Genomic DNA, 23,836 nt, shown 5'->3' on the forward strand with positions numbered 1-23,836 from the left:
ATATGTTCGCACGCGTTGATCTCGAAAGCCAGAAAAGAGGCTTCGGAATACCTGAAAGTAGGTAACAATTGGCTAACGACTCACCCCGCTCGCGCAGTTGCCTAGGATTGAGACCGTGACTGACACAGCGTTTACGACCATGAACACCTACATCGCCTCCCGCCCCATCGCGGGCGCAGCCGATGCCGTCGAGCAGTTCGCGCAGGGTTTCGACGCCGCGCGCACCGAGGCCGAGGAGAACAACCTCGCACTTCCCTCGCCCGCCGTCGGCTCGCTGCTGTCCACGCTGGCCGCCGCGACCACCTCGGCCCACGGCGCGGTGGCGGTGACCCCCGCGGCGGGCGTGGTGGGGCTCTACATTCTGCGCGGCCTGCCGCAAAAGGCCACGGTGACCTGCATTGACCCGGAGGCCACGCACCAGGCCAGCGCCAAGGAGGCCTTCCGCCTCGGCGGGTTCGCCGCCTCGCGCGGGCGGTTCCTCACCGCGCGCCCGCTCGACGTCATGAGCCGGCTTGCCCCCGCTTCCTACCAGCTGGTGTACGCGGACGTCGAGCCGACCGAACTCAGCACGGTCATCAAATCCGCGTGGCCGCTGCTCGCCCCCGGCGGCACCCTCGTTCTCGCTGGCTCGCTTCTCGACGGCACCCTCACCGACGCCACTCGCCGCGACCGCGCGACGGAGGCCGCCCGCGCCGCCGAGGACGACGTGGACGGGCTCGCGGCGGCGGAGGGGGCCGTCGTCACGCGGCTGCCGCTCGATAGCGGCCTGACGCTCGTGACGAAGCGCTAAATCACTTCGTTCTTGCCGACGACAACCACTCCGCTGTCGGAAACGGTGAAGCGGCCGCGGTCGCGCTCGAGGTCCACGCCGATGATCTCGCCGTCGGAGACGTAGACGTTCTTGTCCAAGATGGCGCGGCGCACCACCGCGCCCTTGCCCACGCGCACGCCCGGCAGCAGCACCGAGCCCTCCACCGTGGCGCCCTCCTCGACGAGCACGTCGGTGGAGACGACCGAGTTGCGCACCGTCGCGCCCGAGATGATCGACCCGGATGCGACAATCGACTCCTGCGAGATCCCGCCGAGGACGAACTTGGCCGGCGGCAGGTTGCCTTCCTCCGTGGAGTGGATCGGCCACGCCTTGTTGTAGAGGTTGAAGATCGGGTGCGAGGAGATTAGGTCCATGTGCGCCTCGTAGAACGAGTCGATGGTGCCGACGTCGCGCCAGTAGCCCTTGTCGCGATCGGTTGCACCCGGCACCTCGTTGCCGGAGAAGTCGTAGACGTTGGCCTGGCCCTTGTTGACGAAGTGAGGGATGATGTCGCCGCCCATGTCATGGTCCGAGTCATCGTTCTGCTCGTCCTCAAGCAGGGCCTTGATCAGCGGCTCGGTGGAAAACACGTAGTTGCCCATCGAGGCGAACGTCACGTCCGGGTCGTCCGGGGTGCCCGGCGGGTCGGCCGGTTTCTCCAGGAACTCCGTAATCGTGCCGTCCTCGTCGGCGTGGATGCAGCCAAACGCGGTGGCCTCGTGGCGCGGCACGCGGATGCCGGCGACGGTCGCGTCCTTACCGGAGGCGATGTGGTTTTCCACCATCTGCGAGGGGTCCATGCGGTAGACGTGGTCCGCGCCAAAGACCAGCACGTAGTCCGGCTTGTCGTCATAAATCAGGTTCAGCGACTGCACGATCGCGTCCGCGGAGCCGGAGAACCAGCGCTTACCGCGGCGCTGCTGTGCGGGCACCGAGGCGATGTACTGCGGGGTCGGCCCGGAGACGTTCCACGCGGTCGCAACGTGCCGGTCCAGAGAGTGCGACTTGTACTGCGTAAGCACCGCGATGCGCATGTAACCGGCGTTGACCAAGTTCGACAACACGAAATCGATCAGGCGGTAGTTCCCGGCAAAGGGGACCGCAGGTTTTGCGCGGTCGGCGGTCAGGGGAAACAGGCGCTTCCCCTCGCCTCCCGCAAGAACGATGGCAAGAACTCTCGGCTGTGTCTTCACAGTTCCTTAGCCTATTAAAACCCCAGCCATCCTGCAGCCGATACGACGCTGGTTCGTTAGAGGTTTCTGCAGGCGGGAATTTTCGTCACTAAGCTCGGCGGGCATGAGAGTGGGAATGATGACTCGGGAGTACCCGCCGGAGGTATACGGCGGTGCCGGCGTCCACGTCACCGAACTAACGCGGTTCATGCGCGAGATCGACGGCGTGGAGGTTGACGTGCACTGCATGGGTGAGCCGCGCGACGGCGAGAACGTCCACGTCCACGGCGTCGACCCGCAGCTGGCCGACGCAAACGGTGCGATCAAGACGCTGTCGACCGGGCTGCGCATCGCCGATGCCGCCTCGAACCTGCAGGTCGCGCACTCGCACACCTGGTACGCGGGCATGGGCGGCCACCTCACCGGCCTGCTCTACGACATCCCCCACGTGGCCACGGCGCACTCGCTGGAGCCGGATCGGCCGTGGAAGCGAGAGCAGCTCGGCGGCGGCTACGACGTCTCCTCCTGGTCGGAGAAGAACGCCTTCGAGTACGCCGACGCCGTCATCGCCGTGTCCTCCGGGATGAAGAAATCCATCCTCAACGCCTATCCGCGTATCGACGACTCCAAGGTGCACGTCGTCCTCAACGGAATTGATACCGCCACCTGGTACCCCGGCGACGCCACCATTGCCGAGGAGCTCGGGGTGGATACCTCCCGCCCCGTCGTCGCGTTCGTCGGCCGCATCACGCGCCAGAAGGGCGTGCCTCACCTGCTCAAGGCCGCCGCCCACTTTGACGAGGACATCCAGCTGATCCTGTGCGCGGGCGCGCCGGATACCCCGGAGATCGCCGCGGAGACCAAGGCGCTGGTCGAGGAGCTGCAGCAGCAGCGCGATGGCATCATTTGGGTCCAGGACATGCTCCCGGCGGAGAAGATCCGCGAGGTCTACGCCACGGCTGACGTGTTCGTCTGCCCGTCGATCTACGAGCCGCTCGGCATCGTCAACCTCGAGGCCATGGCGTGCAACACCGCGGTGGTGGCCTCGTGCGTCGGCGGCATCCCCGAGGTTGTCGTGGACGGCGAGACCGGCACGCTTGTGGACTACGACGCGGACGAGCCGGAGGCCTTCGAGCGCGGCATCGCCGAGGCCGTCAACGCGATTGCCGCCGATCCGGACACCGCGCAGCGCATGGGTGCCGCTGGCCTAGAGCGCGTGCGCGCCGATTTCACCTGGGACACCATCGCCCGCCAGACCGTCAACATCTACGACAGCTTGATCTAAAGGGACTTCAATGAGCGTTTACCGACCTGAACTGCACGTCACCGTCGAGCGTGGCATCCTGGACGCCGCCGCCGGTATCCTGCGCGACGGCAAGGACATCTGGCACATGTTCTTCCAGTACCGGACGGACCCGGACGCGCCAAGCCGCTGGGGCCACAGCGTCTCGGAGGGCTCCGCCTTCGACTGGGTGGAGTGCAACGACGCGGTCGCGCCGTTCGGCGGGGAGACCGGCGTGCGCGCAGGCTCCGTCGTCGCGCACAGCGAGGGCGCAGATTTCTACTTCACCTCCGTCACCAAGGCCGGCATGTCGGTCCAGATTTCGCGTGCCGACGACCTCGATGCGCTCTGCGACGACGTCGACGAGGACTACCAGGTTGACCCGGGCATTCGCCGGCTTGGCGACGTCCTGTCCGACGAGGGCGGCTACACTCGCTTCCGCTCCCCCTGCGTGGTGCCGAACTGGGAGGAAGCGGACGACCGCGACAAGGGTCAGTCCGGGTGGCTGATGCTGGCGATGACGGGCGAGCCCGAGGCCCCCGTACCCGTCGTGCTCAGCTCCGAGGACGGCACTTCCTGGGGGGTGATCGGCCCGCTCGAGTTCGCCGGCGACCCCGGGTTCGACCCGGACGCCGAGCACTTGGTCGCCCCGCGCATCATCCGGCTGCGCGACGAGGTCGACGCGCAAATCTACGACGTGCTGATGTTCACCCTCGAGCGCCGCGGCAAGGACACCACCGGCTACATCGTGGGCACCCTACAGGGCGCGGTGTTCACCGTGGCCAAGGAGGCCCGCCACATCGACTTTGGCCACGATTTCACCCGTCCGCGCAGCACGAACTACACCCCGGGCAGCGTCGCCGAAGACGAGCGGCTCAGCCACGCCTACATCTTCGGGGTGATGACGGACACCGGCCGCGGCGGCGACGCGACCGCCGAGCCGAACTGGGAGGCCGAGGGCTGGGCCACCACCCTGAGCATCCCGCGCCGGTTGACCCTGCAGGGCGGGGCGCTGTACCAGACCCCGCCGCGCGGGCTTCCCGACGCCGTGGCCGAGACGGAGCGCGCCCGGATGTGGACGGGCCTGTGCGAGATCCCGGTCGGCGAGACCGGCTCGGTCACAGCCGAGATCATTGACGGCGAAGGAAACGTCGCGGCCGTGATCACCCACTCTGGCGACGAGATCAGCCTCGACCGCCTGGACGGTGCGGCGGCATCCGCGCCGCTTGGCGACGATGACGAGGACAACATCACGATCCTGGTCGACAGCTCCACCATCGAGGTGTTCGCCGGCGGCGGCGCAGTGGCAATGTCCTCGCGCTTTTGGCCGAACGGCGGCACCGCCGACATCCGCATCACCACCGACGGTGCGGCGGTGGTGCTCAACGAGTGGTACCGCAGCGCGTCTCGCTAGGGCGCTTTAAGCCTTGCGCATCCGCACGATGATGCCGCGCGCCGTCACGTTGAGGTGATGCGGCAAGGTGCGTAGGCGCTCGGCGAGCGTCGCGGGCTCAATGTGGCGCGCCGAGGGGCTCATGCCCACCTGCGCGGCGATCGAGTCGCGGTCGAGGCGCATGGAGTAGTCCAGCACCTCCGGCTCGCCGATGAGCTCGAGGTGGCCTTCCGCCTGCTCGACGAGGCGCTCCAGCTTGCCTTCCTCCACGCCGAGGATGCCCAGCGGGGCGCGCAGCTCGTCGAGGTGGCCGCTGCCCGGGATCATCACGATGACCTCGCCCTCCGGGGCGAGCACGCGGGCGAACTCCGCTGGGTTGCGGGGCGCGAAGATGACGGTGATGGCGTTGATGGAGGCGTCGAGAAGCGGCAGCCCTTCCCAGACATCCGCAACGACCGCACCGACCCGCGGGTGGGCCTTGGCCAGGCGCTTCGCCGCGGGCACAGAAATGTCGAGGCCGACGCCACGCACGCCGGCGATGCTGTCGAGGGTGTGCGCGAGGTAGTAGCCGGTGCCCGCGCCGACCTCGAGCACGACCGGCTCCGCGGCCTGGGTGGCCTCAAGGGCGTGGGAGACGCGTTCGGTGACGGCCTCGACGAAGGGGGCGAAGTGGCCCTGGGAGAGGAACACCTCGCGGGATATCACCATCTCCAGGCTGTCGCCCTCGTGGTTGAGCCCGGCGCCGGGGCTCAGCGTGACATAGCCCTGCTTGGCCACATCGTAAGAATGACCCGACTCGGAAACGAGCCGGGTGAAATCTTCGGCGCCGGCAAGGCGGGTGCCGTCGATGGGGTCTGCGAGAACGTCGACAATGTCAGAGAGCATGGGCAGATCTTACCCCCGCCCGCGACGAAGCACGGCAGTGGAGCTTACTCCCCCGCCGCCTGGAGCAGCAGGGCGCCAAGCTCGGACGCTTCCTCGGCGTTCAATTCCACCACGAGGCGACCACCGCCGTCAGACGGGATGCGCATAACAATCTTGCGGCTTTCCACCACTGCTTCCATGGGACCGTTGCCGGTGCGGGGTTTCATTGCTGCCATTGGGTTTTACTCCTTCTCACGCAGGCGTTTCACCCGATCCTACGCCGTTTTTGGCGGTGGCAGCGCGAATTTCGCTGTCGGGTGTCAGTCGGCGCAGGTCAGCGAGCTGGGTCAGAAGGGCATCAACCTGGTCCATTTTGTAGCCGCGGTGCACGACCTCGAGCTGCACCGCGTTCATGTCGCCCTGCTCGACCGCGCGGCGGTTGTGCTCGATCACGTCGGTGGTCTCCGCCAGAGGCGGCAGCGCCTCGCCCCGGCCGAAGAGATACACGCTGGCCATCACGCCAATCAGGCAGACGATGGCGACGATGAGCATGAGCAGGATCCAGGACAGCATGGGTCACATCCTAACGCTCGCCCACGGTGATCGTTGCCCCACTCCCGCAGACGCGACCCCGGCGCGCTGAAGGATGGTCGCGGCCACCACGTCCGCCATCGGGCCGAGCTCGGTCAAGGGGCGGTTGCGGTGCTGGCGCGCGCCGAGCTCCACCTGGCTGATCGCTTCGCGGCCGTGCGTCGCGGCGACGTCGAGAAGCAAGCCCGCTTCCACCCCGTAGCCGTCGACGAACGGCAGCTCGAGCGCGGTGTCGCGGCGGATCGCGTACTCGCCTGCCAGGGGCTGGGTGATATCGGCGAGTTCGGGGAACAGCGCGCGCAGCAGAGGCTTAGCGGTGAGCTCGGTAACCCGCCCGCCACCGCCAGCCGCGGCGCCGAGGTCGCGCCTGTACGACGCTTTAACCAAGTGGATCCCCGCATCAACGAAAGGCGCGGCGAGCGTGTCTACCCATCTAGCTTCCACCGAGGTGACGTCGGCATCGATGAACACCACCACGTCCCCGGAGGCTGCCTTCACCCCGCGCCACAGCGCCTCGCCCTTGCCCGGGCGCGGTGGGAGCTGCGGGTACACATCGGCCCAGTTGATTACCCGCGCCCCGGCCTCGCGGGCCCGGCTGGCGGTGGCGTCGGTGGAGTCGGAGTCGACGACGACGACTTCGTGCGCCTGCGAGGCCAGGCACGCGGCGACGACGTGCGCCACGGTGTCTTGCTCGTTGAGCGCTGGGATGACGACGCTGACCCTCACGCTAGGCCCCGCACCGTGTTCAGCGGCGGGGCATCGCCGCCGATCGCCGCGGTCATGCGGATCACGTCGACGGTATCGCGCACCTCGTGGACGCGGAAGGCGGCCACTCCCCGCGCCGCGGCCCAGGCGGTAGCCGCGAGCGTGCCCGCGACGCGCCCGCCGACTGGGCGGTCGACGGTCTCTCCGACGAAGTCCTTGTTGGACAGCGCCATGAGCACCGGCCACCCCGTGGCCACGAGCTCATCGACGCGGCGCAGGATCTCGAGCCCGTGGAACGTGTTCTTGCCGAAGTCGTGCGCCGGGTCGATAAAGACCTTGTCTTCGGGCACCCCGAGCGATGCCGCGCGCTCGGCCAGGCCGACTGTTTGCGTGACGACGTCATGGACAACGTCGTCGTAATGCACGCGGTGCGGCCTCGTGCGCGGCGTTGCCCCGCCCGTGTGCGAGCAGACGTAGCCGATCCGCAGCGCCCCGGCGGCCTCGACGAGCTCGGGGTCCCAGCCCGCCCACGTGTCGTTGATCAGGTCCGCGCCGGCCTCGGCCGCGGCCTCGGCGACGGGGGCGCGCCACGTGTCCACCGAAATGCCCACGTCGCGGTGGCGCTCGCGCACCGCCGCGATGAGCGGCACGACCCGGTCGATCTCTTCTGCCACGGAGACCTGCTCACCCGGTCCCGCCTTGACCCCGCCGACGTCGACGATGGAGGCTCCGTCGGCGATGACGGCGTCGGCACGCTCAAGCGCCTTCTCCAGGTGGAAGGTTGCGCCCTTGTCGTAGAAGGAATCCGGGGTGCGGTTGATGATCGCCATCACCCGCGCGAGCTCGGCGGCCACGTTCTACTCGGTGTCTTTCAGGCGCTGGTCCGTCATCACCTTGTGCGCCTCGACGATGTAGGCCACGGCCTCGTCGACTGAGTCGGTGACCAGGAACAGCTGGTCGTCGCCCTCGGAGATGAGGCCGCGGGCAAGCTGCTGGCCGCGAATCCAGTCGACCAGGCCGCTCCAGAAGTCGACGCCCATGAGCACGATCGGAAAGTTGGTCACCTTGCCGGTTTGCACCATGCACAGCACCTCGAAGACCTCGTCGAGGGTGCCGTAGCCGCCCGGCAGGGTGATAAACGCCTGGGAGTACTTCAAAAACATGGTCTTGCGGGCGAAGAAGTACCGGAAGTTCAAGCCCAGATCGACCCAGTCGTTGAGGCCCTGCTCGAACGGCAGCTCGATGCCCAGACCGACGGAGAGGCCGCCCGCCTCGTGCGCGCCGCGGTTCGGGCCCTCCATCAGCCCCGGCCCGCCGCCGGTGATCACGGCGTAGCCCGCATCCACCAGCGCCTTGCCCACTTCGCGGGCCTGCTCATACTCGGCGGTGCCCTCGCCGAGGCGGGCGGAGCCGAACACGGTCACGGCCTTCGGCAGCTCGGACAGGGCGTCGAAACCGGCGACGAACTCCGACTGGATGCGCATCACGCGCCACGGGTCGGCGTGCTTCCAGTCGTGGTCGCTGCTGCCCTGGGACTCCAGCAGGCGCTGGTCGTGGGTGGACTGCTGCTGCTCGTCGCTGCGCAGCATGATCGGCCCGCGCAGTTTACGGTTGCGCTCGGGCTTCGGGGTGATGTGGGGCGCCACGTTTCCCTCTCGTTGGTCGGTGAAGAAAGTATGTGAAAAGTTTGCCGCTTAGTGGGCGGGCCGGGCCGCGAGGTAGGCCTCGAGCGTGCGGGCGACGGTGTAAATCTGCTCGGTCGGGCACTGCTCGTCCACCTTGTGAGCGAAGCCGGGGTCGCCCGGCCCGAAGTTCACGGCCGGAGTTCCAAGGGTAGAGAACCGCGCCACATCCGTCCATCCGAACTTCGCCCGCACGTTTCCGCCCACGGCCTTGATCAGGTCGCGCGCCACTGGGTCGTCAAGCCCCGGCAGCGCCGCCGGGGCGATGTCGTCCCACACCAGCTCCAGGCCTTCTTCCAACTGCAGCGCCTCGACGAGGTGCGCCTTGGCGTCATCGACACTGCGGTCTGGCGCGTAGCGGAAGTTGATGGTCAGCTGGGCGAAATCCGGGATCGTGTTCGTCGCCACGAACCCCTCGAGCCCCACGACGTTGAGCCCCTCGCGGTACTCGCAGCCCGCGATGGTGACGCTGCGCGGCTCGTAACCCGCCACGCGCGTGAGCACGCCCGCGAGCTTGTGCGCGGCGTTGTCGCCCAGCCAGCTTCGCGCCGAGTGGGCACGCGTGCCGTGGGCACGCACGAACACGCGGATCGTGCCCTGGCAGCCGGCCTCGATGATCGCGCCGGAGGGCTCGCCGAGCAGCGCCAAGTCGCCGGCGAGCAGCTCGGGGCGGTCGCGCTCCAGGTGGTACAGGCCGTTGTGTTCGCTGGAGACCTCCTCGCCCTCGTAGGCGATCAGTGTCAGATCGAAAGCGCTGGCGTGGGGCGTCGATAAGCGGGCGAAAGCTCCCAGGTAGCAGGCCAGGCCCGACTTCATGTCCACCGACCCGCAACCGTGCAGCACCCCGTCCTCCAGGCGGTGCGGGGTATTGCCTGCCAGGGGGACGGTATCGACGTGGCCAGCGAGCACGACGCGCTGCGGCAAGCCGTGGTGGGTCCTCGCGACGACCGTGTTCCCCCGGCGGATCACCTCGACCCCCTCGAGCTCGCGCAGGGCGGCCTCGATCGCGTCCGCGATGTCGCGCTCGTGGTGCGAGGGCGACTCGATGTCGATCAAAGCCGCGGTCAGATCAACGGGATCAGCGAAGAGATTCAGTAAAGCCACACGGCAATCCTACGTTTATGATGTGACACATGCCGCTGGGAGCCGAAGCGACGGGAATCGCCAACATCGCCATGGACGGGACAACCCTGGACACGTGGTACCCCTCCCCTCGACTCATCACAGACGCTTCGCTTATCGACGCCCTCACCACCGGCACCACCCGAGTCGGGGCGCGAGAACTGTCCGACCGATTCCTCTCCATCGTCGGCATGGACCGCGACCGGCTCGTTGAGCTGGTGCCGGTGCGCACCGTCATCGCGAACCTATCCGAGCCACCCGTCGACGCCCACGACGTCTACCTGCGCCTGCACCTGCTCTCCCACCGGCTGGTCAAGCCCCTGGAGTTGAACATGACCGACTGCCTGGAGCACCTCGTGCCGGTGGTGTGGACAAACAAGGGTCCGTGCTTGAGCGACAACTTCGAGCACGTGCGCACCTCCCTACGCTCGCGCGGGCAGATCCACGTCTACGGCATCGAGCGCCTGCCGAGGATGGTCGACTATGTCGTGCCGTCCGGAGTGTCCATCGCCGAGGCCGAGCGCGTCCGCCTCGGCGCCTACCTCGCGCCGGGCACCTCCGTGATGCGCGAAGGCTACGTGTCCTACAACTCGGGGTCGCTGGGGCGCGCCCGGATTGAGGGCCGGCTGTCCTCCGCGGTCGTCGTGGGGGAAGGCACCAATGTCGGGCTGTCCTCGGCGCTGATCGCGACGTCGGCGCAGCGTCACAACCGCACCCCGCTGCGCGTCGGCCGCGACTGCGTGCTGCGACCCGCAGCCGGGGTGATCGGTGTCGATTTGGGCGATCGCTGCGAAATCGGCGTCAACGTCATGCTCGAGCCGACAACCACCATCGTGGATTCGCGCTCCGGGGCGATGATCTCCGCCGGGGCCATCGCGGGGCAAAGCGACATCAGCATTACCAACGAGCCGAACTCGGCGTGCCCCGTGCTCCGGCCGCGGTAGTGGGGTTTCGCGTTTTGTCGGTTGACCGTGACATTGCGGTAGGTGGGAAGTCACGATCAGGCGGTTGTCGGGGCGGCCGACCTGGGTTTTTAGGTTCTGCCGGTGGTTCACCGAGACATTTCGGTGGCCGGGATGTCACGGTCAACCCGATCCCGGCACTGCCAACCTGGGGTTTTACACCGCGCAGCCGGTTCACCGTGACATTTCACCGGGTTAGATGTCACAGTCAACCCGATCCAACGATGCGCGACCTGCGGTTTTACACCGCGCAGCCGCTTCACCGTGACATTCCACCACCCAAGATGTCACAGTCAAGCCAACCCAACTAACCCCGACCTGCGGTTTTACACCGCGCAGCCGCTTCACCGTGACATTCCACCACCCAAGATGTCACAGTCAAGCCAACCCAACGATGCGCGACCTGCGGTTTTACACCGCGCAGCCGGTTCACCGTGACATTCCACCACCCAAGATGTCACGGTCAACCCAACCCAACGATGCGCGACCTGCGGTTTTACACCGCGCAGCCGGTTCACCGTGACATTCCACCACCCAAGATGTCACAGTCAACCCGACCCAACGATGCGCGACCTGCGGTTTTACACCGCGCAGCCGCTTCACCGTGACATTCCACCACGCAAGATGTCACAGTCAAGCCAACCCAACTAACCCCGACCTGCGGTTTTACACCGCGCAGCCGCTTCACCGTGACATTCCACCACCCAAGATGTCACAGTCAAGCCAACCCAACGAACCCCGACCTGCGGTTTTACACCGCACAGCCGCTTCACCGTGACATTCCACCACCCAAGATGTCACGGTCAAGCCAACCCAACGAACCCCGACCAGGGCTTTCACACCCCGCAACCCAACGACCCAGACATCCCACCGCAGAAGACACCCCAAACCCACACCACGAAAAACCCACCCCCTGCGCTCTCAATTCACCGACGCCCGGTTTATTCTAAAGCGCATGTCCCACACCATTTCGCCGCCCGAACCGGCGGCCCCGCGCGACCCAGGTGCCTCCACCGGGTTGCGTCGCGGGTTGAAAACCCGTCATCTGACCATGATGGGCCTCGGCTCGGCGATCGGCGCCGGGTTGTTCCTGGGCACCGGTGTCGGTATTCAAGCCGCCGGACCAGCCGTAGTCATTGCTTATATGATTGCCGGTGCCATCACCGTGTGCATCATGCAGATGCTCGCCGAAATGGTCGCGGCGCGACCGTCGTCGGGCACGTTTTCCACCTACGCCGAGCAGGCCTTCGGCGCGTGGGCCGGCTTCGCCGTCGGCTGGCTGTACTGGTTCATGATGATCATGATCATGGCGGTGGAAATCACCGGCGCGTCCCGGATCGTCGCCGGCTGGTTCGGCGTCTCCCCGTGGATCCCCGCCTTGGTCGCCATCGTGTTCTTCACCGTGATTAACTTCGCGGCGGTGCGCAAGTTCGGCGAGTTCGAGTTCTGGTTCGCCCTGATCAAGGTCGCGGTGATTATCGCCTTCCTCGCCCTCGGCGTCGCACTGTGGCTAGGCCTGTTGCCCGCAAGCGGATTCGTCGGCTTCGACAACATCGCCGAGGTCGGGTTCATGCCCAACGGCTTCGGCGGTGTTGCCACTGCCCTGCTCGCCGTGGCGTTCGCCTTCGGCGGCATCGAGATGGTCACCATCGCCGCGGCGGAGTCCGAGGACCCGGAGGTCGCCGTCCACTCCGCGATCCGCTCGATTATGTGGCGCATCGGTATCTTCTACATTGGCTCCGTCGTCCTGATCACCCTGCTGCTGCCCTACTCCGAGATCGGTGGCGCGGACGTCGCCGCCGAGTCGCCCTTTACCGCCGTGTTGCAGCTGGCGAACATCCCCGGCGCCGTCGGAATCATGGAGGCGGTGATCGTCGTCGCGCTGCTCTCGGCCTGCAACACGCAGATCTACGGCTCCTCGCGTTTCCTGCACAACCTCGCACACCGCTGCGACGCCCCCGTGTTCTTCCAGGCCACAGACTCGCGCGGCGTGCCCATGCGCGCCGTCGTGTTGTCGGTGTTCTTCGGCTTCGTCGCCGTGGCCCTGCAGTACTGGAACCCGCCGGGTCTGCTGCCGTTTCTGCTCAACGCGGTCGGCGGCTGCCTGATCGTTTTGTGGTTCGCCATCGCGTTTTCCTTCCTGCGCCTCCACCCGCGCCTAGTGGCATCCGGCGAGATCACGCACGTGCGCATGTGGGCGCCGCGCGTGCTGCCGTGGGCCACCATCGCGCTTGCCGCTTGCATCGTCGCACTGATGCTCACCACCGCGGAGGGCCGCTTCCAGATGTTCGCGGTGGTGGTCGTCGTCGGCGTCGTCACCATCGCCGGGCTGGTCTGGACACACACTGACACGTTCAAACAGCGCACCGCGCTGCACACCGAGAGGACCCACCTTGAGCACTAAACACACCCCCGCCTCTACCAGCAACCCCGCGCTGGGCACCGGGTTGAAGCCCCGCCACCTGACGCTGATGGGCCTGGGCATGGCCGTCGGCGCCGGACTGTTCCTGGGCGTCGGCGCGGGCATCCGCGCGGCCGGCCCCGCGATCCTGCTTGCCTACATTGTCGCCGGCGCGATCGTCGTGGCAGTCATGCGCATGCTCGGCGAGATGGCGGCGGCGCACCCCTCCCCTGGTTCCTTCGCCACCTACGGCAGATTGGCGTTTGGCAACTGGGCCGGCTTCCTGCTCGGTTGGCTGTACTGGTTCCTACTGATCATGGTCGGCGGCGCGGAAATCACGGGCGCGGCAGCGATCATGTCGCAGTGGTTCGGCGTTCCGCAGTGGGTCCCCGCCTTAGTCACCGTGCTGATCTTCACCGCGATCAACCTCGCCCAGGTCAGGGGCTTCGGCGAGTTTGAGTACTGGTTCGCGATGATCAAAATCGTCGTCATCGTCGGCTTCCTGATCATCGGCACGGCACTGTTCCTCGGCCTGTTGCCCGGCACAAACTTCGTCGGCTTCGACAACATTGCCGAGTCCGGGTTCGCGCCGAATGGCATCGCCGGCATCGCCGCGGGCCTGCTCGCCGTCGCCTTCGCGTTCGGCGGCATCGAGGTGGTCACCATCGCCGCGGCCGAGTCGAAGAACCCGGCGGCTGCCGTGAAGAAGGCGGTCACCTCGATCATTTGGCGCATCGGCCTGTTCTACATCGGCTCGGTCGTCATCATCATTTTACTGCTGCCGTACTCGCGTATCGACGACGCCCAGTCCGCCGCCGAATCCCCCTTCACCCAGGTCCTCGCCCTGGCGAACATCCCCGGCGCCGTCGGCTTCATGGAGGCCGTAATCGTGTTGGCGCTGCTCTCCGCATTCAACGCGCAGATTTACGGCACCTCGCGCATGGCATACCAGCAGGCCCTCGACGGCGACGCTCCCGCATGGCTGCGCCGCACCAACGACCAGGGCGTGCCGATTAACTCGGTGCTGGTCTCAGTGTTCTTCGCCTTCCTCTCCGTCGGCCTGCAGTGGTGGAACCCGCCGGGGCTGCTCACCTTCCTGATGACCGCGGTCGGCGGCTGCCTCATCGTCATCTGGGTCATGATCTCCCTGAGCTACATGCGGCTGCGCGACCGCCTCAGTGGCGACGACATCGCCCGCGCGCCCAGCTGGCTCGCACCCGTGACGCTCGTTGCGCTCGTCGGCATCGTCGCACTGATGCTTTTCGACGCCTCCGCGCGCAACCAGATCCTCGCCGTGCTTGCCCTTTCCGCGGTGCTCGTTGGCATCTCCGCACTCACCCGACGGGCCTGACGGGTTTGGCACACACCATGATCTAAGGTGTCATGCATGACTAACTCCACCACTGTGTCTGCGCGCGCCCGTGGCATCGCCACCGTCACCCACAACGGAACCGTTCTCGATGTTTGGTACCCCGCCCCCAAGCTGGGCGAGCCGGTGGAGAACACCGGCACGGTGCGTATCGACGAGCCGGACGCACGTTTCGCCCACCTGGTAGGCGCTGACGAGGACCGCGGCGTGGCGCGCGTCCAGGTTGAGACCTCGATCGCCGACATCTCCGAGCCCGCCGTCGACGCTTACGACGTCTACCTGCGCCTGCACCTGCTGTCCCACCGCCTTGTCGCTCCCCACGGTGCGAACATGGACGGTGTCTTCGGCCTGCTGGCCAACGTCGTGTGGACCAACTACGGCCCCTGCGTAGGCTCCGACTTCCAGCTCACCCGCTCCCGCCTCGCGGCGAAGGGCCCCGTCGTCGTTCTCTCCGTGGATAAGTTCCCCCGCATGGTCGACTACGTCGTACCGTCCGGCGTGCGCATCGGTGACGCCGACCGCGTCCGCCTCGGCGCCCACCTGGCCGAGGGCACGACCGTCATGCACGAGGGCTTCGTCAACTTCAACGCCGGCACGCTCGGCGCCTCCATGGTCGAGGGCCGGATCTCCGCGGGCGTGACCGTGGGCGACGGCACCGACATCGGCGGCGGCGCCTCCATCATGGGCACCCTGTCCGGCGGCGGCAAGGAAACGATCACCCTCGGCCAGCGCTGCCTGCTCGGCGCGAACGCCGGCGTGGGCATCTCGCTTGGCGACGACTGCATCGTCGAGGCCGGCCTCTACGTGACCGCGGGCACCCTTGTAAAGGTCACCGGCGACGTCGCGTCGGCGTACGGCTACACCGACGGCGCCGAGATCAAGGCGATTGAGCTTTCCGGCAAGAGCGGCATCCTGTTCCGCCGCAACTCCCTGACCGGCGCCGTCGAGGCGCTGCGGGCGAAGGGTGTCGAGCTCAACACCGAGCTCCACGACAACAACTAGAGCCCAGCTCTTAGATGCCGGCGATTTTCGGCTTGCGAAACGCCCAGTACTTGTTCACCATGAAGTTCACCGGCATCGCGATGAGCGTCGAGATGGCCTGCGCCCAGTACGACTTGGTGCGCAGGCCGGTGGAGTCGTCGAAAATGTGATCCGGCAGCGCGATCGGCGAGGTCGGGTTCATTAGCAGCGTCATGAACGTCAGCGAGACGACAAACGCGAGCGCGCCCGTGGTCAAAAACGGGAAGAACCCGGCGAACCAGTTGCGCTTCGGGATGTGCTTGAACGTCCACGAACGGTTGAGCTGGTAGTTCCAAATGTTGGCCACCACGAACGCGGCCGTGGAGAGCACGTGGTAGTAGCGGATGTTAAAGCGCGTGCCAAAGAGGTTGAGAAACGCGTCGGCCTCGTGAATGCCGAAACCCAGCTCGAGCGCCTTCTTGAACACGTAGAACGCGACCAGGTTCACGGCGAGGCCGGAGCCGCCGACGAGCCCGAACTTCACAAACTCCCTGATGCCCGCACGCAGGCGTACCGCGGTGCTGGGCATCTAGGACACCAAACGCGACGCGGCAGCGGCGATCCGCTCGTCTGTGGCGGTCAGGGCGACGCGCACGTGGTTGGCCCCCGCCGGGCCGTAGAAGTCGCCGGGGGCGGCCAGAATACCGCGCTGCGCTAACCAGTCGAGGCTGTCGCGCGAGGTCGCGCCTTCGCGCCGCGCCCAGAGGTAGAGCCCGGCCTCGGAGTGGTCGATGCTGAACCCGGCGTTGGTCAGGGCGTCGCTAAGCACCTCGCGGCGCTTGGCGTAGATGAGGCGCTGGAGCTGCTCGTGCTCGTCGTCGACAAGCGCGGCGATCATCGCGTGCTGGATGGGGCCGGGCACCATCAGGCCGGCGTGCTTGCGCGCGAGCAGCAGCTCTTGGATGAGCGCCTCGTCGCCGGCGAGGAAACCCGCGCGGTAGGAGGCGAGGTTGGACGTCTTCGACAGCGAGTGGATCGCGACCAGGTTGGTGTTGTCGCCGTCGGTGACGCGCGGGTCGAGCAGAGACACCGGCTCGGCGGACCAGGCCAAGCCCAGGTAGCACTCGTCGGAGGCGATGATCGCGTGCGTGTCGCGGGCGTACTGCACCCACGCGCGCAGCTCGTCGATGCTGCGCACCTGACCCGACGGGTTCGACGGGGAGTTAATGAACACCAGCTCGGCGCCTGCGGCGTCCTCGGGCGTATCCGCGCGCACCACGCGGCAACCCGCGATGAGCGCTCCGACCTCGTAGGTCGGGTACGCGACCTCGGGGATCGCTACGGTTGACTCGCTAAATCCCAGTGTCGTGGGCAGCCACGCGATGGCTTCTTTGGTGCCCACCACCGGCAGCACCGAGTCGGGCCCGAGGCCGGCTGCGTTGTAGCGGCGCGTTAGGGCGTCGACAATCGCCTGGCGCAGCTCGGGGGTGCCGACGGTCTGCGGGTAGCCGGGCTCGGCGGCGTTTTCGGCGAGCGCGAGCTGGATCGACGGGCTTACCGGGTCGACGGGCGTGCCCACGGACAGGTCCACGATGCCGTCAGGATGCGCTGCGGCGCGCTCCTTGACGTCGGCAATCGTGTCCCACGGGAAATCGGGCAGCTTCGAGCCCAGCGGTGTGCGCGGCATATTATTACTGGTTCTGGGGCGGCAGTGCGGCGACAAACGGGTGGTCGAAGTCCTGGGGGCCAAGCTTCATGGCGCCGCCCGGGGAGCCGAGGTCGTCGAAGAACGCGACGTTAGCGTCGTAGTAGTCGGCCCACTCCTCGGGGGTGTCGTCTTCGTAGAAGATGGCTTCCACCGGGCAGGCGGGCTCGCAGGCGCCGCAGTCGACGCACTCGTCCGGGTGGATGTAGAGCATGCGCTTGCCTTCGTAGATGCAGTCGACGGGGCACTCCTCCACGCAGGAGCGGTCCAGCACGTCGACACACGGCTGAGCAATGATGTAAGTCATGCCCGTCATTATGTCACTACCGTTTCAAAACGGGCCACACGCCTCCGGCCAGTCCGGCAAACATCAGGACAACAGTGAGAATATTATTAGGCACCAACATTGTTCCGCTCGCGGGTAGCACCGCCAGCAAAATCAGAAAGACCCCCACCCACACCGCCAGCGGGATAAGAGCAATCGCGCGTATCGACGCCCACAGCAACGCCGTCCTCGTCAGCACCGCGTTAAACAGGAACGCGACGACGATGCTCATCGGCAACGGCACCCCGAAAACCGTCGCGCCGAGGTAGACTACCTCGAGCAGGACTGAGACGGCCGCGCCGATGCACAGCCAGACAATCCCCCACACCGCCTCGCCGCGGCTGAAGTTGTCGCGGACGACTGTCTCGCTCACTTGTCCAGCCCGCTGAGCAGCCCCGCCCTGTGCTCAATCGGGGTGTAGGCGCCGAATTTATAGTGCTCGCGGCGCAGCACAGCCTGGGCGGTGAGGTTGGAGAGCGCGTAGGCGGTGACCGGGCCGGCCGCGACGGCGGAGTGCGGGTTGGTCACGGAGGCGTACCCGTCCCCGATCCACACCTGAGTCGCGTGCGCCCGCATCGCCTCAACCTTGGCGGTGTAGACGAGGTCGTTTAGATCCACCCACGTGTCGCAGGCATCGACCGCATCGAGCTCGCCCGGCGCGGCCGCCGTCCACCCGTGCGGCACCGTCGTGGGCAGGTTCGCCTCGAGCTCCTCGCGCAACCGCACGACCCACAGGATGCGCCCCACGCCCCCGACGCGCTCGGCGGCGGCGTGGGTGATCTCGTGGGCGCGGATGTGATCCGGGTGGCCGTAGCCACCATCGGGGCCGTAGGTGAGCACAAGGTGTGGTCGCTCCGCGGTGAAGATGTCGGCGAGATCAGCCACCGCGGCATCGCCAGAGTTGACGAAGGCCCGCGGGTGCTCGCTCGACAACGCGCCCGCCATGCCGCTGTCGCGGTAGCGGCCAGCGCCGCCTAAGAACTGCTGGCGCACCCCCAGGATCTCGCACGCCCTGGCGAGCTCGCCGATGCGGAATCCGCCAAGCTGGTCGGCTTGATCGGCGACGAGGTAGCGGTAGGTGTCTCCGATAACTTCGCCCTCCTCACCGAGGGTGCAAGTGACAACGAGGACGTCCGCACCGCGGGAGGCGAGGTCAGCGAGGGCGCCTCCCGTGGAAATCGCCTCGTCGTCCGGGTGGGCGTGCACCGCCACTACCCTGTAGCCTGCCAAGTCACGCTGCGCCATGGGTGAACTCCTTTTAGTGTTTCGTCAAGCGTTGACACCAGCGTAATAGGCTTGCGTGCGGGTTAAGGATGCTAGCGCGAGTTTAGAGCCTGCTCGCGTGCCCGGTCTCGTGCTTTCGTTCGACGAACTGCCTGCTGAATCTGTTCCATGATCGGCTGATAATCTCTGTGCTGCGGGCCGTTGGGTAATTCGAGACCCAGATTCAGCCTCCTCTCGAACAGTCTCTCCGCCAGTACCTGGAAGCGAATCGGTTCGTCGATCCACAGCTCCTTCATCATGTCCGTCGCGTCCCGGCTCGGAACGATGTCCGAAAAGTCCTTCCACCACCCCTCCGGGTCCTGGAGTGCCTTCAGGTGCGGGTTGTCCTCCTCGTCATTGTCCAACAGCCGCTGCACGATCTCCCGCGTCATCGGTTCCAGATACGCCCCCATCACCAGATCGGTCGCCAGCTGCTTCGCCTGGTCCACGAACTTCCCCCCTCTGCACGCCGTCCGGCCAGAGCCCCGTCTGCTCGTGGTAATCGTCGACCGCCCTATTGAGCAGGCTGTTCCACTGCCCCTCCCACTCGGTTGCTATCTGCTGGTAGAGCGAGTCCACGTGCTCGGGCGTCGCCGTCGGGTCGTAGGCCATCAACGTCGCGCGGACGTCCGACTTGTAAAACATTGCTGGGTTCCTCTCCTCGCACTTCAATGCTGTGTCAGCAATGCTACGAAGCGCTCAGACACGGCAAGGGTGCTCGAGCTCGAGTGTGGGAACACAGTTGTGAAAAGCCACGTGTGCGGCCAGCCTACACCGGCCCCTATTCAGGCTCCTGCGCCGGCGCCGCACCGGTCGGGCCGACGCGCCAGCCTGCTGCACTGGACAAGCCGTCCTCCCGCAGCATCACCTCGGGGTCGGTGCCCACGATGCCGCTGCCGAGGACGATGATCCGCCGCTCGTGCAGCAGAGGCACCCACACGGCCTGGCCCGTGAGCACCTCGTCGACCTTGTCGCGCGCGTCCGCCAGCGTGTAAGCGCCAGCGAGGATGTCTCCTGCCAGCTCGTCGGTCTCCGGGCTGCACAGCCCTGCGAGGTTGCCGGAGCGGTAGTCCTGCGGCGGGCAGGCGACACGGCTTGCGGCGTCGTTAAGGTTCGCGGCGGCGGGTTCCCAGTGGACGAACACGTCAACCGAGCCCGAGGGCAGGCCGGTGGACACGACGCTCAAGGTGTCGGTGGACACCACCCGCGCCTGAACCCCACGTTGGACCAGCAGGTCCGCCAAGGAGCGGGCGGCGGCAGAGGCCTCCGGGTCGGCAGCGTCGGCGGCGATGCGCAGCGAACGATTTTCGCTCACGCGCGCCGGCAGCACGGTCGGTCCTTCGTCTGTCGGCAGCTCGTGGTCGGCGACGACGAGCTCGGAGGAGCGCCCAGCGGCCAGGCGCGCGAGCAGGGGGACGTCGACAAGCGAGCGCAGCTCTTTGCGCGCGTCCTCGCTGGACAGAAGCGGCGAGGTGGTGGACAGGGTCAGGCCGAGGGTGCGTGGGCCGTCGACAAGCCGGGTTTGGGTGCCGGGGATGAGCTCGAAGACCTCGCGCGTGGTCTCTTCTGGGATTTTGTCCACGAAGCCGAGCTGGCCGGAGCGCAGCTGGTCGGCGATCTGGGTCGTGTCGCGCACGGCGTTGATGGTGAGCACGTCGACGCGCGCGGGGTTGTCACCCCAGAACCTGTCGTTGCGGTTGAGCGTGATTGTCCCGCGGCCCCGATCAACCGACTGCAGCATGAACCGCCCGCCGGACGCGGGCAACCCGTCGTGTGCCGCGGTGGCGAAGTCGGACGCGTCGGCGGCAAGCAGGTGCGAGGGCAAAAGGTAGTTGAACAGCGACTGCCAGTCCTCCACGCGCGTGGAAAAGTCCACGTCAACGGTCTTGCCGGCGGGCCCGGACACGCGCACGTTGGAAACCGCGAGGTAGCCCGCCGGATCGATCGCACCGGCGGTGGTGGACATGCCTCGCCACAGGTACGCGAAGTCGGCGCCGGTCAGCGGCGTCCCGTCAGACCACTGCGCCTCCGGGTTGATCACGTAGCGCACCGTCATCGCCGCCGGCGAGGTCGCGCGCACCGCGGCGCCAACGACCACATCATTGTTTAGCGCGCCGTCGAGGTAGGCGCTGGGCAGCGCCAGATCAGCGATGAATTGCACGACCGAGGAGTCGTCGGAAAGCAAATGCGGGTTGAGCCCGCCGCGCAGCGGTTCCGCGCCGACCTGGATCTCGGTGCGTTCCGGGCGCGCTTCCGTGGGCGTCGTTGTGGTCGTGGCCGACTGGTCGAGCCGATCCAGTTCCTCCTGCTGCACCAGCGGCGGCGGGCCCGGGTCCGCGGCGCAGGCGGGCAGCGCCAGCGCCAGCAGCGCGGCGCCGGCCACCGCGGTGAGACGGGGCGTTGAGAAGAACTGCACGCGAGTCAAACCTTTAAGCGAGGTCGACCTACTTATTCAACTGCTTCGCGCGGGAACGGGCGCGGCCGCGCTCGGTGGCGTTGAGGATGATTTTGCGCACGCGCATCGCGTTCGGGGCAACCTCGACGCACTCGTCCTCGTCGCAGAACTCAATCGCCTCATCCAGCGACAGGGTGCGCGCCTTGGCCAGGGTGACCGTCGCGTCCGCCGTGGCGGAGCGCATGTTGGTCAGCTTCTTTTCCTTGGTGATGTTGATGTCCATGTCCTCGTCGCGCGAGTTCGCGCCTACGACCATGCCCTCGTAGGCCTCGGCACCCGGCTCGACGAAGAAGTCGCCGCGGTCGGACAGCTGCATCAGCGCGTACGCGGTGACCTGGCCGGAACGGTCTGCGACCAGCGAACCGGTCGGGCGGCCCTTGATCTCGCCGGCCCACGGGCGGTGCTCGATGGAGTACGAGTTGGCAATGCCCGCGCCACGGGTTTCGGTGAGGAAGGTGGTGCGGAAGCCGATCAGGCCGCGCGACGGGATGTCGAACTCCATGCGCACCCAGTCGCCGGAACCGGTGTTCGACATGCCGGTCATCTGGCCCTTGCGGTTGGCCATGAGCTGGGTCACCGCACCTTGGTACTCGGTGGGGGTGTCGATGATCACGTGGTCGAAGGGTTCGTGGACCTTGCCGTCGATCTCCTTCGTCACCACCTGCGGCTTGCCCACGGTCAGCTCGAAGCCTTCGCGGCGCATGGTCTCGATGAGCACGGTCAGCGCCATCTCACCGCGGCCCTGCACCTCCCACGCGTCGGGACGCTCGGTGGGCAGGACGCGGATGGAGACGTTACCGATCAGTTCCTGGTCCAGGCGCGCCTTGACCATCCGGGCGGTGAGCTTGTCGCCGCCGCCGCGGCCAGCCAGCGGGGAGGTGTTCACGCCGATGGTCATGGAGATGGCCGGGTCGTCGACCTTGATGCGCGGCAGCGGGACGACGTTCTCGGGGTCGGTCAGGGTGTCGCCGATCATGATCTCGTCGATGCCGGACACAGCGGCGATGTCGCCCGCGACGACCTCACCGGTCGCCGGGATGCGCTCGAGGCCCTGGGTGATCAGCAGCTCGGCGATCTTGACGTTCTTGACGTGCTGGTTGCCGTCGGCGTCGTAGTGCACCCAGGCCACGGTTTGGCCCTTCTTCACCGAGCCGGCGTAGACGCGGATCAGCGCGATACGGCCGAGGAAGGACGAAGAGTCCAGGTTGGTCACCTGCGCCTGGAACGGCGCGTCGATGTCCGCCGAGGGCTCGGGCAGGGTGTCGTAGATGACGTCGAAAAGCGGCTGCAGGTCGTCGTTGTCGGGCAGCTCGCCGTTGCCCGGGTTGTTCAGCGAGGCGCGGCCTGCGCGACCCGAGGTGTAGAGCACGGGCAGCTCAAGCAGGTTCTCGGCGGCATCGGCGGCGGCGGGATCTTCCAAGCCAGCGCCGAGCTCGAGCAGGAGGTCCTGGGCTTCGTCGACGACCTCGTCGATACGCGCGTCGGGGCGGTCCGTCTTGTTCACGCAGATGATGACGGGCTTTTTCGCCTCCAGTGCCTTGCCCAGGACGAAGCGGGTCTGGGGCAGCGGCCCCTCGGAGGCGTCGATAAGCAGCACGACGCCGTCGACCATGGACAGGCCGCGCTCGACCTCGCCACCGAAGTCGGCGTGGCCCGGGGTATCGATGACGTTGATGACGAGGTCGCGCCCGTCCTTGCCCGCGCCCGCGCGGCGGATGGAGGTATTTTTGGCCAAAATCGTGATTCCGCGCTCGGACTCGAGCTCGCCGGAATCCATCACCCGATCTCCGTGTTCACCGTGGTCGGCGAAGACGCCGGACTGCTCCAACATCGCGTTGACTAGGGTGGTCTTGCCGTGGTCAACGTGCGCGACGATAGCGACGTTGCGGAATTCAGGATGCGACACTGAGCCGGTGCTCCTTTAGAAATAGGGGTAAAGAACCCCTCAAACCCTACTCGCATTGCCTATTCAATGCATTCTTACCACTTGACTACCGCCATGATGTGATTACTGTGATTAGAGTAAATTTCTCTTTTATTAATTTCCCTCACAAAAGGACCCGCGCTGTGCCTGCCCCCTCTTTCGCTTCTCGACGCCGCCACCGCCACGCGTCCGCCGCAGCCGCCGCGCTGCTGGCCCTGACCGCCACGTTCGCCGCGCCCGCCGCCCAGGCGGCCGAGATGTCCGCGCTGCCCGACGCCTCGCGCTACATCGACGACCTCGGCCGCCCCACCCCGCTCGCGGTGGCGAAGGTCAACGAGTTCGCCAGCCAGCCGTTTGTCCCCGCCGAGGCCGCGGACGCCCTGCGCGCGGCCGTGTCCTTCTTCGCGGGCACCGGCGAGATCGGCGGACCGCCGCTGCCCTCTGACGCGCCGACGTTTGCCCAGTTCATCTGGCCGACGGTGTCGCTGGACTGCATCGGCGAAGGACTCCACTCGACCGCCTCCGCCATCGCGGTGCCCGGCCCCGCGGAGATTCCGACCCCCGGAGCCGGCCCGGGACAGGCCGCGTTCGTCTTCACCGCGCTGGGCACCCCTCCGGCCGCCACGGACCAGGGGCTGTTAAACGCATACTGGATCAACCTCGACACCCTGCGCACCGGTGTAACACCACTGGTGAACAACGGAATAAACCCGTTAGGACCGGCCACCCTGTCCGGGACCGCCGACACGGGATCAGGCCGGGTTCTCGCAGTCGTCGGAGGAAGTGTCCGCACCTCCACCAACGTCTGCGCTTTCGCCCCGACCGCAGCTAGTTTCCATGTGAGGTAGAT

At 66.8% G+C, this 23,836-nt stretch carries 24 protein-coding genes; 8 read left to right on the top strand and 16 right to left on the bottom strand.

What is annotated here, in order from left to right; translation table 11 throughout:
- The first annotated feature begins 115 nt into the window (after positions 1-115).
- On the top strand, positions 116-790 hold the full coding sequence (locus tag E3227_RS10715; protein WP_170228676.1) for an O-methyltransferase: 675 nt from the start codon (positions 116-118) through the stop codon (positions 788-790).
- On the opposite strand, the gene glgC is transcribed toward E3227_RS10715, so the two are convergent.
- The gene (gene glgC / locus E3227_RS10720) at positions 787-2,004 is read right to left on the bottom strand and encodes a glucose-1-phosphate adenylyltransferase (protein WP_144318457.1); all 1,218 of its coding nucleotides are present in this window, start codon (positions 2,002-2,004) and stop codon (positions 787-789) included. The two genes, E3227_RS10715 and glgC, sit on opposite strands and share 4 nt — an antisense overlap.
- A gap of 103 nt (positions 2,005-2,107) precedes the next feature.
- On the opposite strand from glgC, the gene glgA reads away from it, so the two are divergent.
- Both glgA and E3227_RS10730 read left to right on the top strand, forming a co-directional pair.
- Positions 2,108-3,268 (top strand): glycogen synthase, encoded by a 1,161-nt coding sequence (glgA, locus tag E3227_RS10725; protein WP_211346228.1) that lies wholly within the window; start codon positions 2,108-2,110, stop codon positions 3,266-3,268.
- A 10-nt stretch (positions 3,269-3,278) separates the two neighbouring features.
- A complete protein-coding gene (locus E3227_RS10730) occupies positions 3,279-4,679 on the top strand; it encodes a GH32 C-terminal domain-containing protein (RefSeq protein ID WP_144318458.1) in 1,401 nt (466 codons plus the stop codon).
- Positions 4,680-4,685: 6 nt separating this feature from the next.
- Here the strand turns inward: E3227_RS10730 and E3227_RS10735 are convergent, their stop codons facing one another.
- Genes E3227_RS10735 through dapE form a run of 7 tightly spaced genes read right to left on the bottom strand, consistent with a single transcriptional unit; the run spans position 4,686 to position 9,604 of the window.
- Positions 4,686-5,543, bottom strand: a complete 858-nt coding sequence (locus E3227_RS10735) for a methyltransferase domain-containing protein (RefSeq protein WP_144318459.1) — start codon at positions 5,541-5,543, stop codon at positions 4,686-4,688.
- A 44-nt stretch (positions 5,544-5,587) separates the two neighbouring features.
- Complete coding sequence (locus E3227_RS10740) at positions 5,588-5,758, bottom strand: DUF3117 domain-containing protein (RefSeq protein WP_136651836.1); 171 nt, start codon at positions 5,756-5,758, stop codon at positions 5,588-5,590.
- A 16-nt stretch (positions 5,759-5,774) separates the two neighbouring features.
- Positions 5,775-6,095, bottom strand: coding sequence for a cell division protein DivIVA (locus E3227_RS10745; RefSeq protein WP_136651835.1), 321 nt, complete (start codon positions 6,093-6,095; stop codon positions 5,775-5,777).
- Positions 6,096-6,098: 3 nt separating this feature from the next.
- Entirely contained in the window at positions 6,099-6,839 is a 741-nt protein-coding gene (locus tag E3227_RS10750; RefSeq protein ID WP_144318460.1) for a glucosyl-3-phosphoglycerate synthase, read from the bottom strand.
- On the bottom strand, positions 6,836-7,648 hold the full coding sequence (folP, locus tag E3227_RS10755) for a dihydropteroate synthase (protein WP_144318659.1): 813 nt from the start codon (positions 7,646-7,648) through the stop codon (positions 6,836-6,838). The genes E3227_RS10750 and folP overlap by 4 nt, the downstream gene beginning before the upstream one ends.
- 27 nt (positions 7,649-7,675) lie before the next feature.
- Complete coding sequence (locus E3227_RS10760) at positions 7,676-8,464, bottom strand: LOG family protein (protein ID WP_186309877.1); 789 nt, start codon at positions 8,462-8,464, stop codon at positions 7,676-7,678.
- A 48-nt stretch (positions 8,465-8,512) separates the two neighbouring features.
- On the bottom strand, positions 8,513-9,604 hold the full coding sequence (dapE, locus tag E3227_RS10765) for a succinyl-diaminopimelate desuccinylase (protein ID WP_136651833.1): 1,092 nt from the start codon (positions 9,602-9,604) through the stop codon (positions 8,513-8,515).
- Between the two features lie 29 nt (positions 9,605-9,633).
- Between dapE and E3227_RS10770 the strand changes: the two genes are divergently transcribed.
- From E3227_RS10770 to dapD, 4 genes are all read left to right on the top strand, one after another.
- The gene (locus E3227_RS10770; protein WP_170228677.1) at positions 9,634-10,566 is read left to right on the top strand and encodes a 2,3,4,5-tetrahydropyridine-2,6-dicarboxylate N-succinyltransferase; all 933 of its coding nucleotides are present in this window, start codon (positions 9,634-9,636) and stop codon (positions 10,564-10,566) included.
- Positions 10,567-11,539: 973 nt separating this feature from the next.
- Entirely contained in the window at positions 11,540-12,988 is a 1,449-nt protein-coding gene (locus tag E3227_RS10775) for an amino acid permease (protein ID WP_259790535.1), read from the top strand.
- A 67-nt stretch (positions 12,989-13,055) separates the two neighbouring features.
- On the top strand, positions 13,056-14,336 hold the full coding sequence (locus E3227_RS10780) for an amino acid permease (RefSeq protein WP_246062971.1): 1,281 nt from the start codon (positions 13,056-13,058) through the stop codon (positions 14,334-14,336).
- Positions 14,337-14,372: 36 nt separating this feature from the next.
- Positions 14,373-15,356 carry a 2,3,4,5-tetrahydropyridine-2,6-dicarboxylate N-succinyltransferase gene (dapD, locus tag E3227_RS10785; protein ID WP_144318462.1) on the top strand — a complete coding sequence of 328 codons (984 nt, stop codon included), beginning with the start codon at positions 14,373-14,375 and terminating at the stop codon, positions 15,354-15,356.
- A gap of 10 nt (positions 15,357-15,366) precedes the next feature.
- Here dapD and E3227_RS10790 read toward each other — a convergent pair whose 3' ends face one another.
- The 8 genes from E3227_RS10790 to typA form a co-directional block, all read right to left on the bottom strand.
- A complete protein-coding gene (locus tag E3227_RS10790) occupies positions 15,367-15,903 on the bottom strand; it encodes a GtrA family protein (protein ID WP_144318463.1) in 537 nt (178 codons plus the stop codon).
- A complete protein-coding gene (gene dapC / locus E3227_RS10795; protein ID WP_144318464.1) occupies positions 15,904-17,001 on the bottom strand; it encodes a succinyldiaminopimelate transaminase in 1,098 nt (365 codons plus the stop codon).
- A gap of 4 nt (positions 17,002-17,005) precedes the next feature.
- Positions 17,006-17,326, bottom strand: coding sequence for a ferredoxin (gene fdxA, locus E3227_RS10800; protein ID WP_136652729.1), 321 nt, complete (start codon positions 17,324-17,326; stop codon positions 17,006-17,008).
- Between the two features lie 16 nt (positions 17,327-17,342).
- A complete protein-coding gene (locus E3227_RS10805) occupies positions 17,343-17,717 on the bottom strand; it encodes a hypothetical protein (RefSeq protein ID WP_136652728.1) in 375 nt (124 codons plus the stop codon).
- Positions 17,714-18,589: an N-acetyl-1-D-myo-inositol-2-amino-2-deoxy-alpha-D-glucopyranoside deacetylase gene (gene mshB / locus E3227_RS10810; RefSeq protein ID WP_136652727.1), complete on the bottom strand. Its 876-nt coding sequence runs from the start codon at positions 18,587-18,589 to the stop codon at positions 17,714-17,716. Before mshB ends, E3227_RS10805 begins: the two co-directional genes overlap by 4 nt.
- A 71-nt stretch (positions 18,590-18,660) precedes the next feature.
- Positions 18,661-19,056, bottom strand: a complete 396-nt coding sequence (locus E3227_RS10815) for a hypothetical protein (protein ID WP_144318465.1) — start codon at positions 19,054-19,056, stop codon at positions 18,661-18,663.
- A 332-nt stretch (positions 19,057-19,388) separates the two neighbouring features.
- Positions 19,389-21,023 (bottom strand): ABC transporter family substrate-binding protein, encoded by a 1,635-nt coding sequence (locus E3227_RS10820; RefSeq protein ID WP_144318466.1) that lies wholly within the window; start codon positions 21,021-21,023, stop codon positions 19,389-19,391.
- Between the two features lie 28 nt (positions 21,024-21,051).
- On the bottom strand, positions 21,052-22,968 hold the full coding sequence (gene typA, locus E3227_RS10825) for a translational GTPase TypA (protein WP_144318467.1): 1,917 nt from the start codon (positions 22,966-22,968) through the stop codon (positions 21,052-21,054).
- 161 nt (positions 22,969-23,129) lie between these two features.
- Between typA and E3227_RS10830 the strand changes: the two genes are divergently transcribed.
- On the top strand, positions 23,130-23,834 hold the full coding sequence (locus E3227_RS10830; RefSeq protein ID WP_144318468.1) for an Rv1157c family protein: 705 nt from the start codon (positions 23,130-23,132) through the stop codon (positions 23,832-23,834).
- Positions 23,835-23,836 lie beyond the last annotated feature (2 nt).

Source organism: Corynebacterium sanguinis (genome assembly GCF_007641235.1).
GTDB lineage: Bacteria > Actinomycetota > Actinomycetes > Mycobacteriales > Mycobacteriaceae > Corynebacterium > Corynebacterium sanguinis.

What these genes read in the sequence shown, in the direction of transcription:
- glgA (WP_211346228.1), top strand. Translation starts at nt 2,108, where the DNA reads ATGAGAGTGGGAATGATGACTCGGGAGTACCCGCCGGAGGTATACGGC.
- E3227_RS10730 (WP_144318458.1), top strand. Translation starts at nt 3,279, where the DNA reads ATGAGCGTTTACCGACCTGAACTGCACGTCACCGTCGAGCGTGGCATC.
- E3227_RS10735 (WP_144318459.1), bottom strand. Translation starts at nt 5,543, where the DNA reads ATGCTCTCTGACATTGTCGACGTTCTCGCAGACCCCATCGACGGCACC.
- E3227_RS10740 (WP_136651836.1), bottom strand. Translation starts at nt 5,758, where the DNA reads ATGGCAGCAATGAAACCCCGCACCGGCAACGGTCCCATGGAAGCAGTG.
- E3227_RS10745 (WP_136651835.1), bottom strand. Translation starts at nt 6,095, where the DNA reads ATGCTGTCCTGGATCCTGCTCATGCTCATCGTCGCCATCGTCTGCCTG.
- folP (WP_144318659.1), bottom strand. Translation starts at nt 7,648, where the DNA reads ATGGCGATCATCAACCGCACCCCGGATTCCTTCTACGACAAGGGCGCA.
- E3227_RS10770 (WP_170228677.1), top strand. Translation starts at nt 9,634, where the DNA reads ATGCCGCTGGGAGCCGAAGCGACGGGAATCGCCAACATCGCCATGGAC.
- E3227_RS10775 (WP_259790535.1), top strand. Translation starts at nt 11,540, where the DNA reads ATGTCCCACACCATTTCGCCGCCCGAACCGGCGGCCCCGCGCGACCCA.
- E3227_RS10780 (WP_246062971.1), top strand. Translation starts at nt 13,056, where the DNA reads ATGGGCCTGGGCATGGCCGTCGGCGCCGGACTGTTCCTGGGCGTCGGC.
- dapD (WP_144318462.1), top strand. Translation starts at nt 14,373, where the DNA reads ATGACTAACTCCACCACTGTGTCTGCGCGCGCCCGTGGCATCGCCACC.
- E3227_RS10790 (WP_144318463.1), bottom strand. Translation starts at nt 15,903, where the DNA reads ATGCCCAGCACCGCGGTACGCCTGCGTGCGGGCATCAGGGAGTTTGTG.
- dapC (WP_144318464.1), bottom strand. Translation starts at nt 17,001, where the DNA reads ATGCCGCGCACACCGCTGGGCTCGAAGCTGCCCGATTTCCCGTGGGAC.
- fdxA (WP_136652729.1), bottom strand. Translation starts at nt 17,326, where the DNA reads ATGACTTACATCATTGCTCAGCCGTGTGTCGACGTGCTGGACCGCTCC.
- mshB (WP_136652727.1), bottom strand. Translation starts at nt 18,589, where the DNA reads ATGGCGCAGCGTGACTTGGCAGGCTACAGGGTAGTGGCGGTGCACGCC.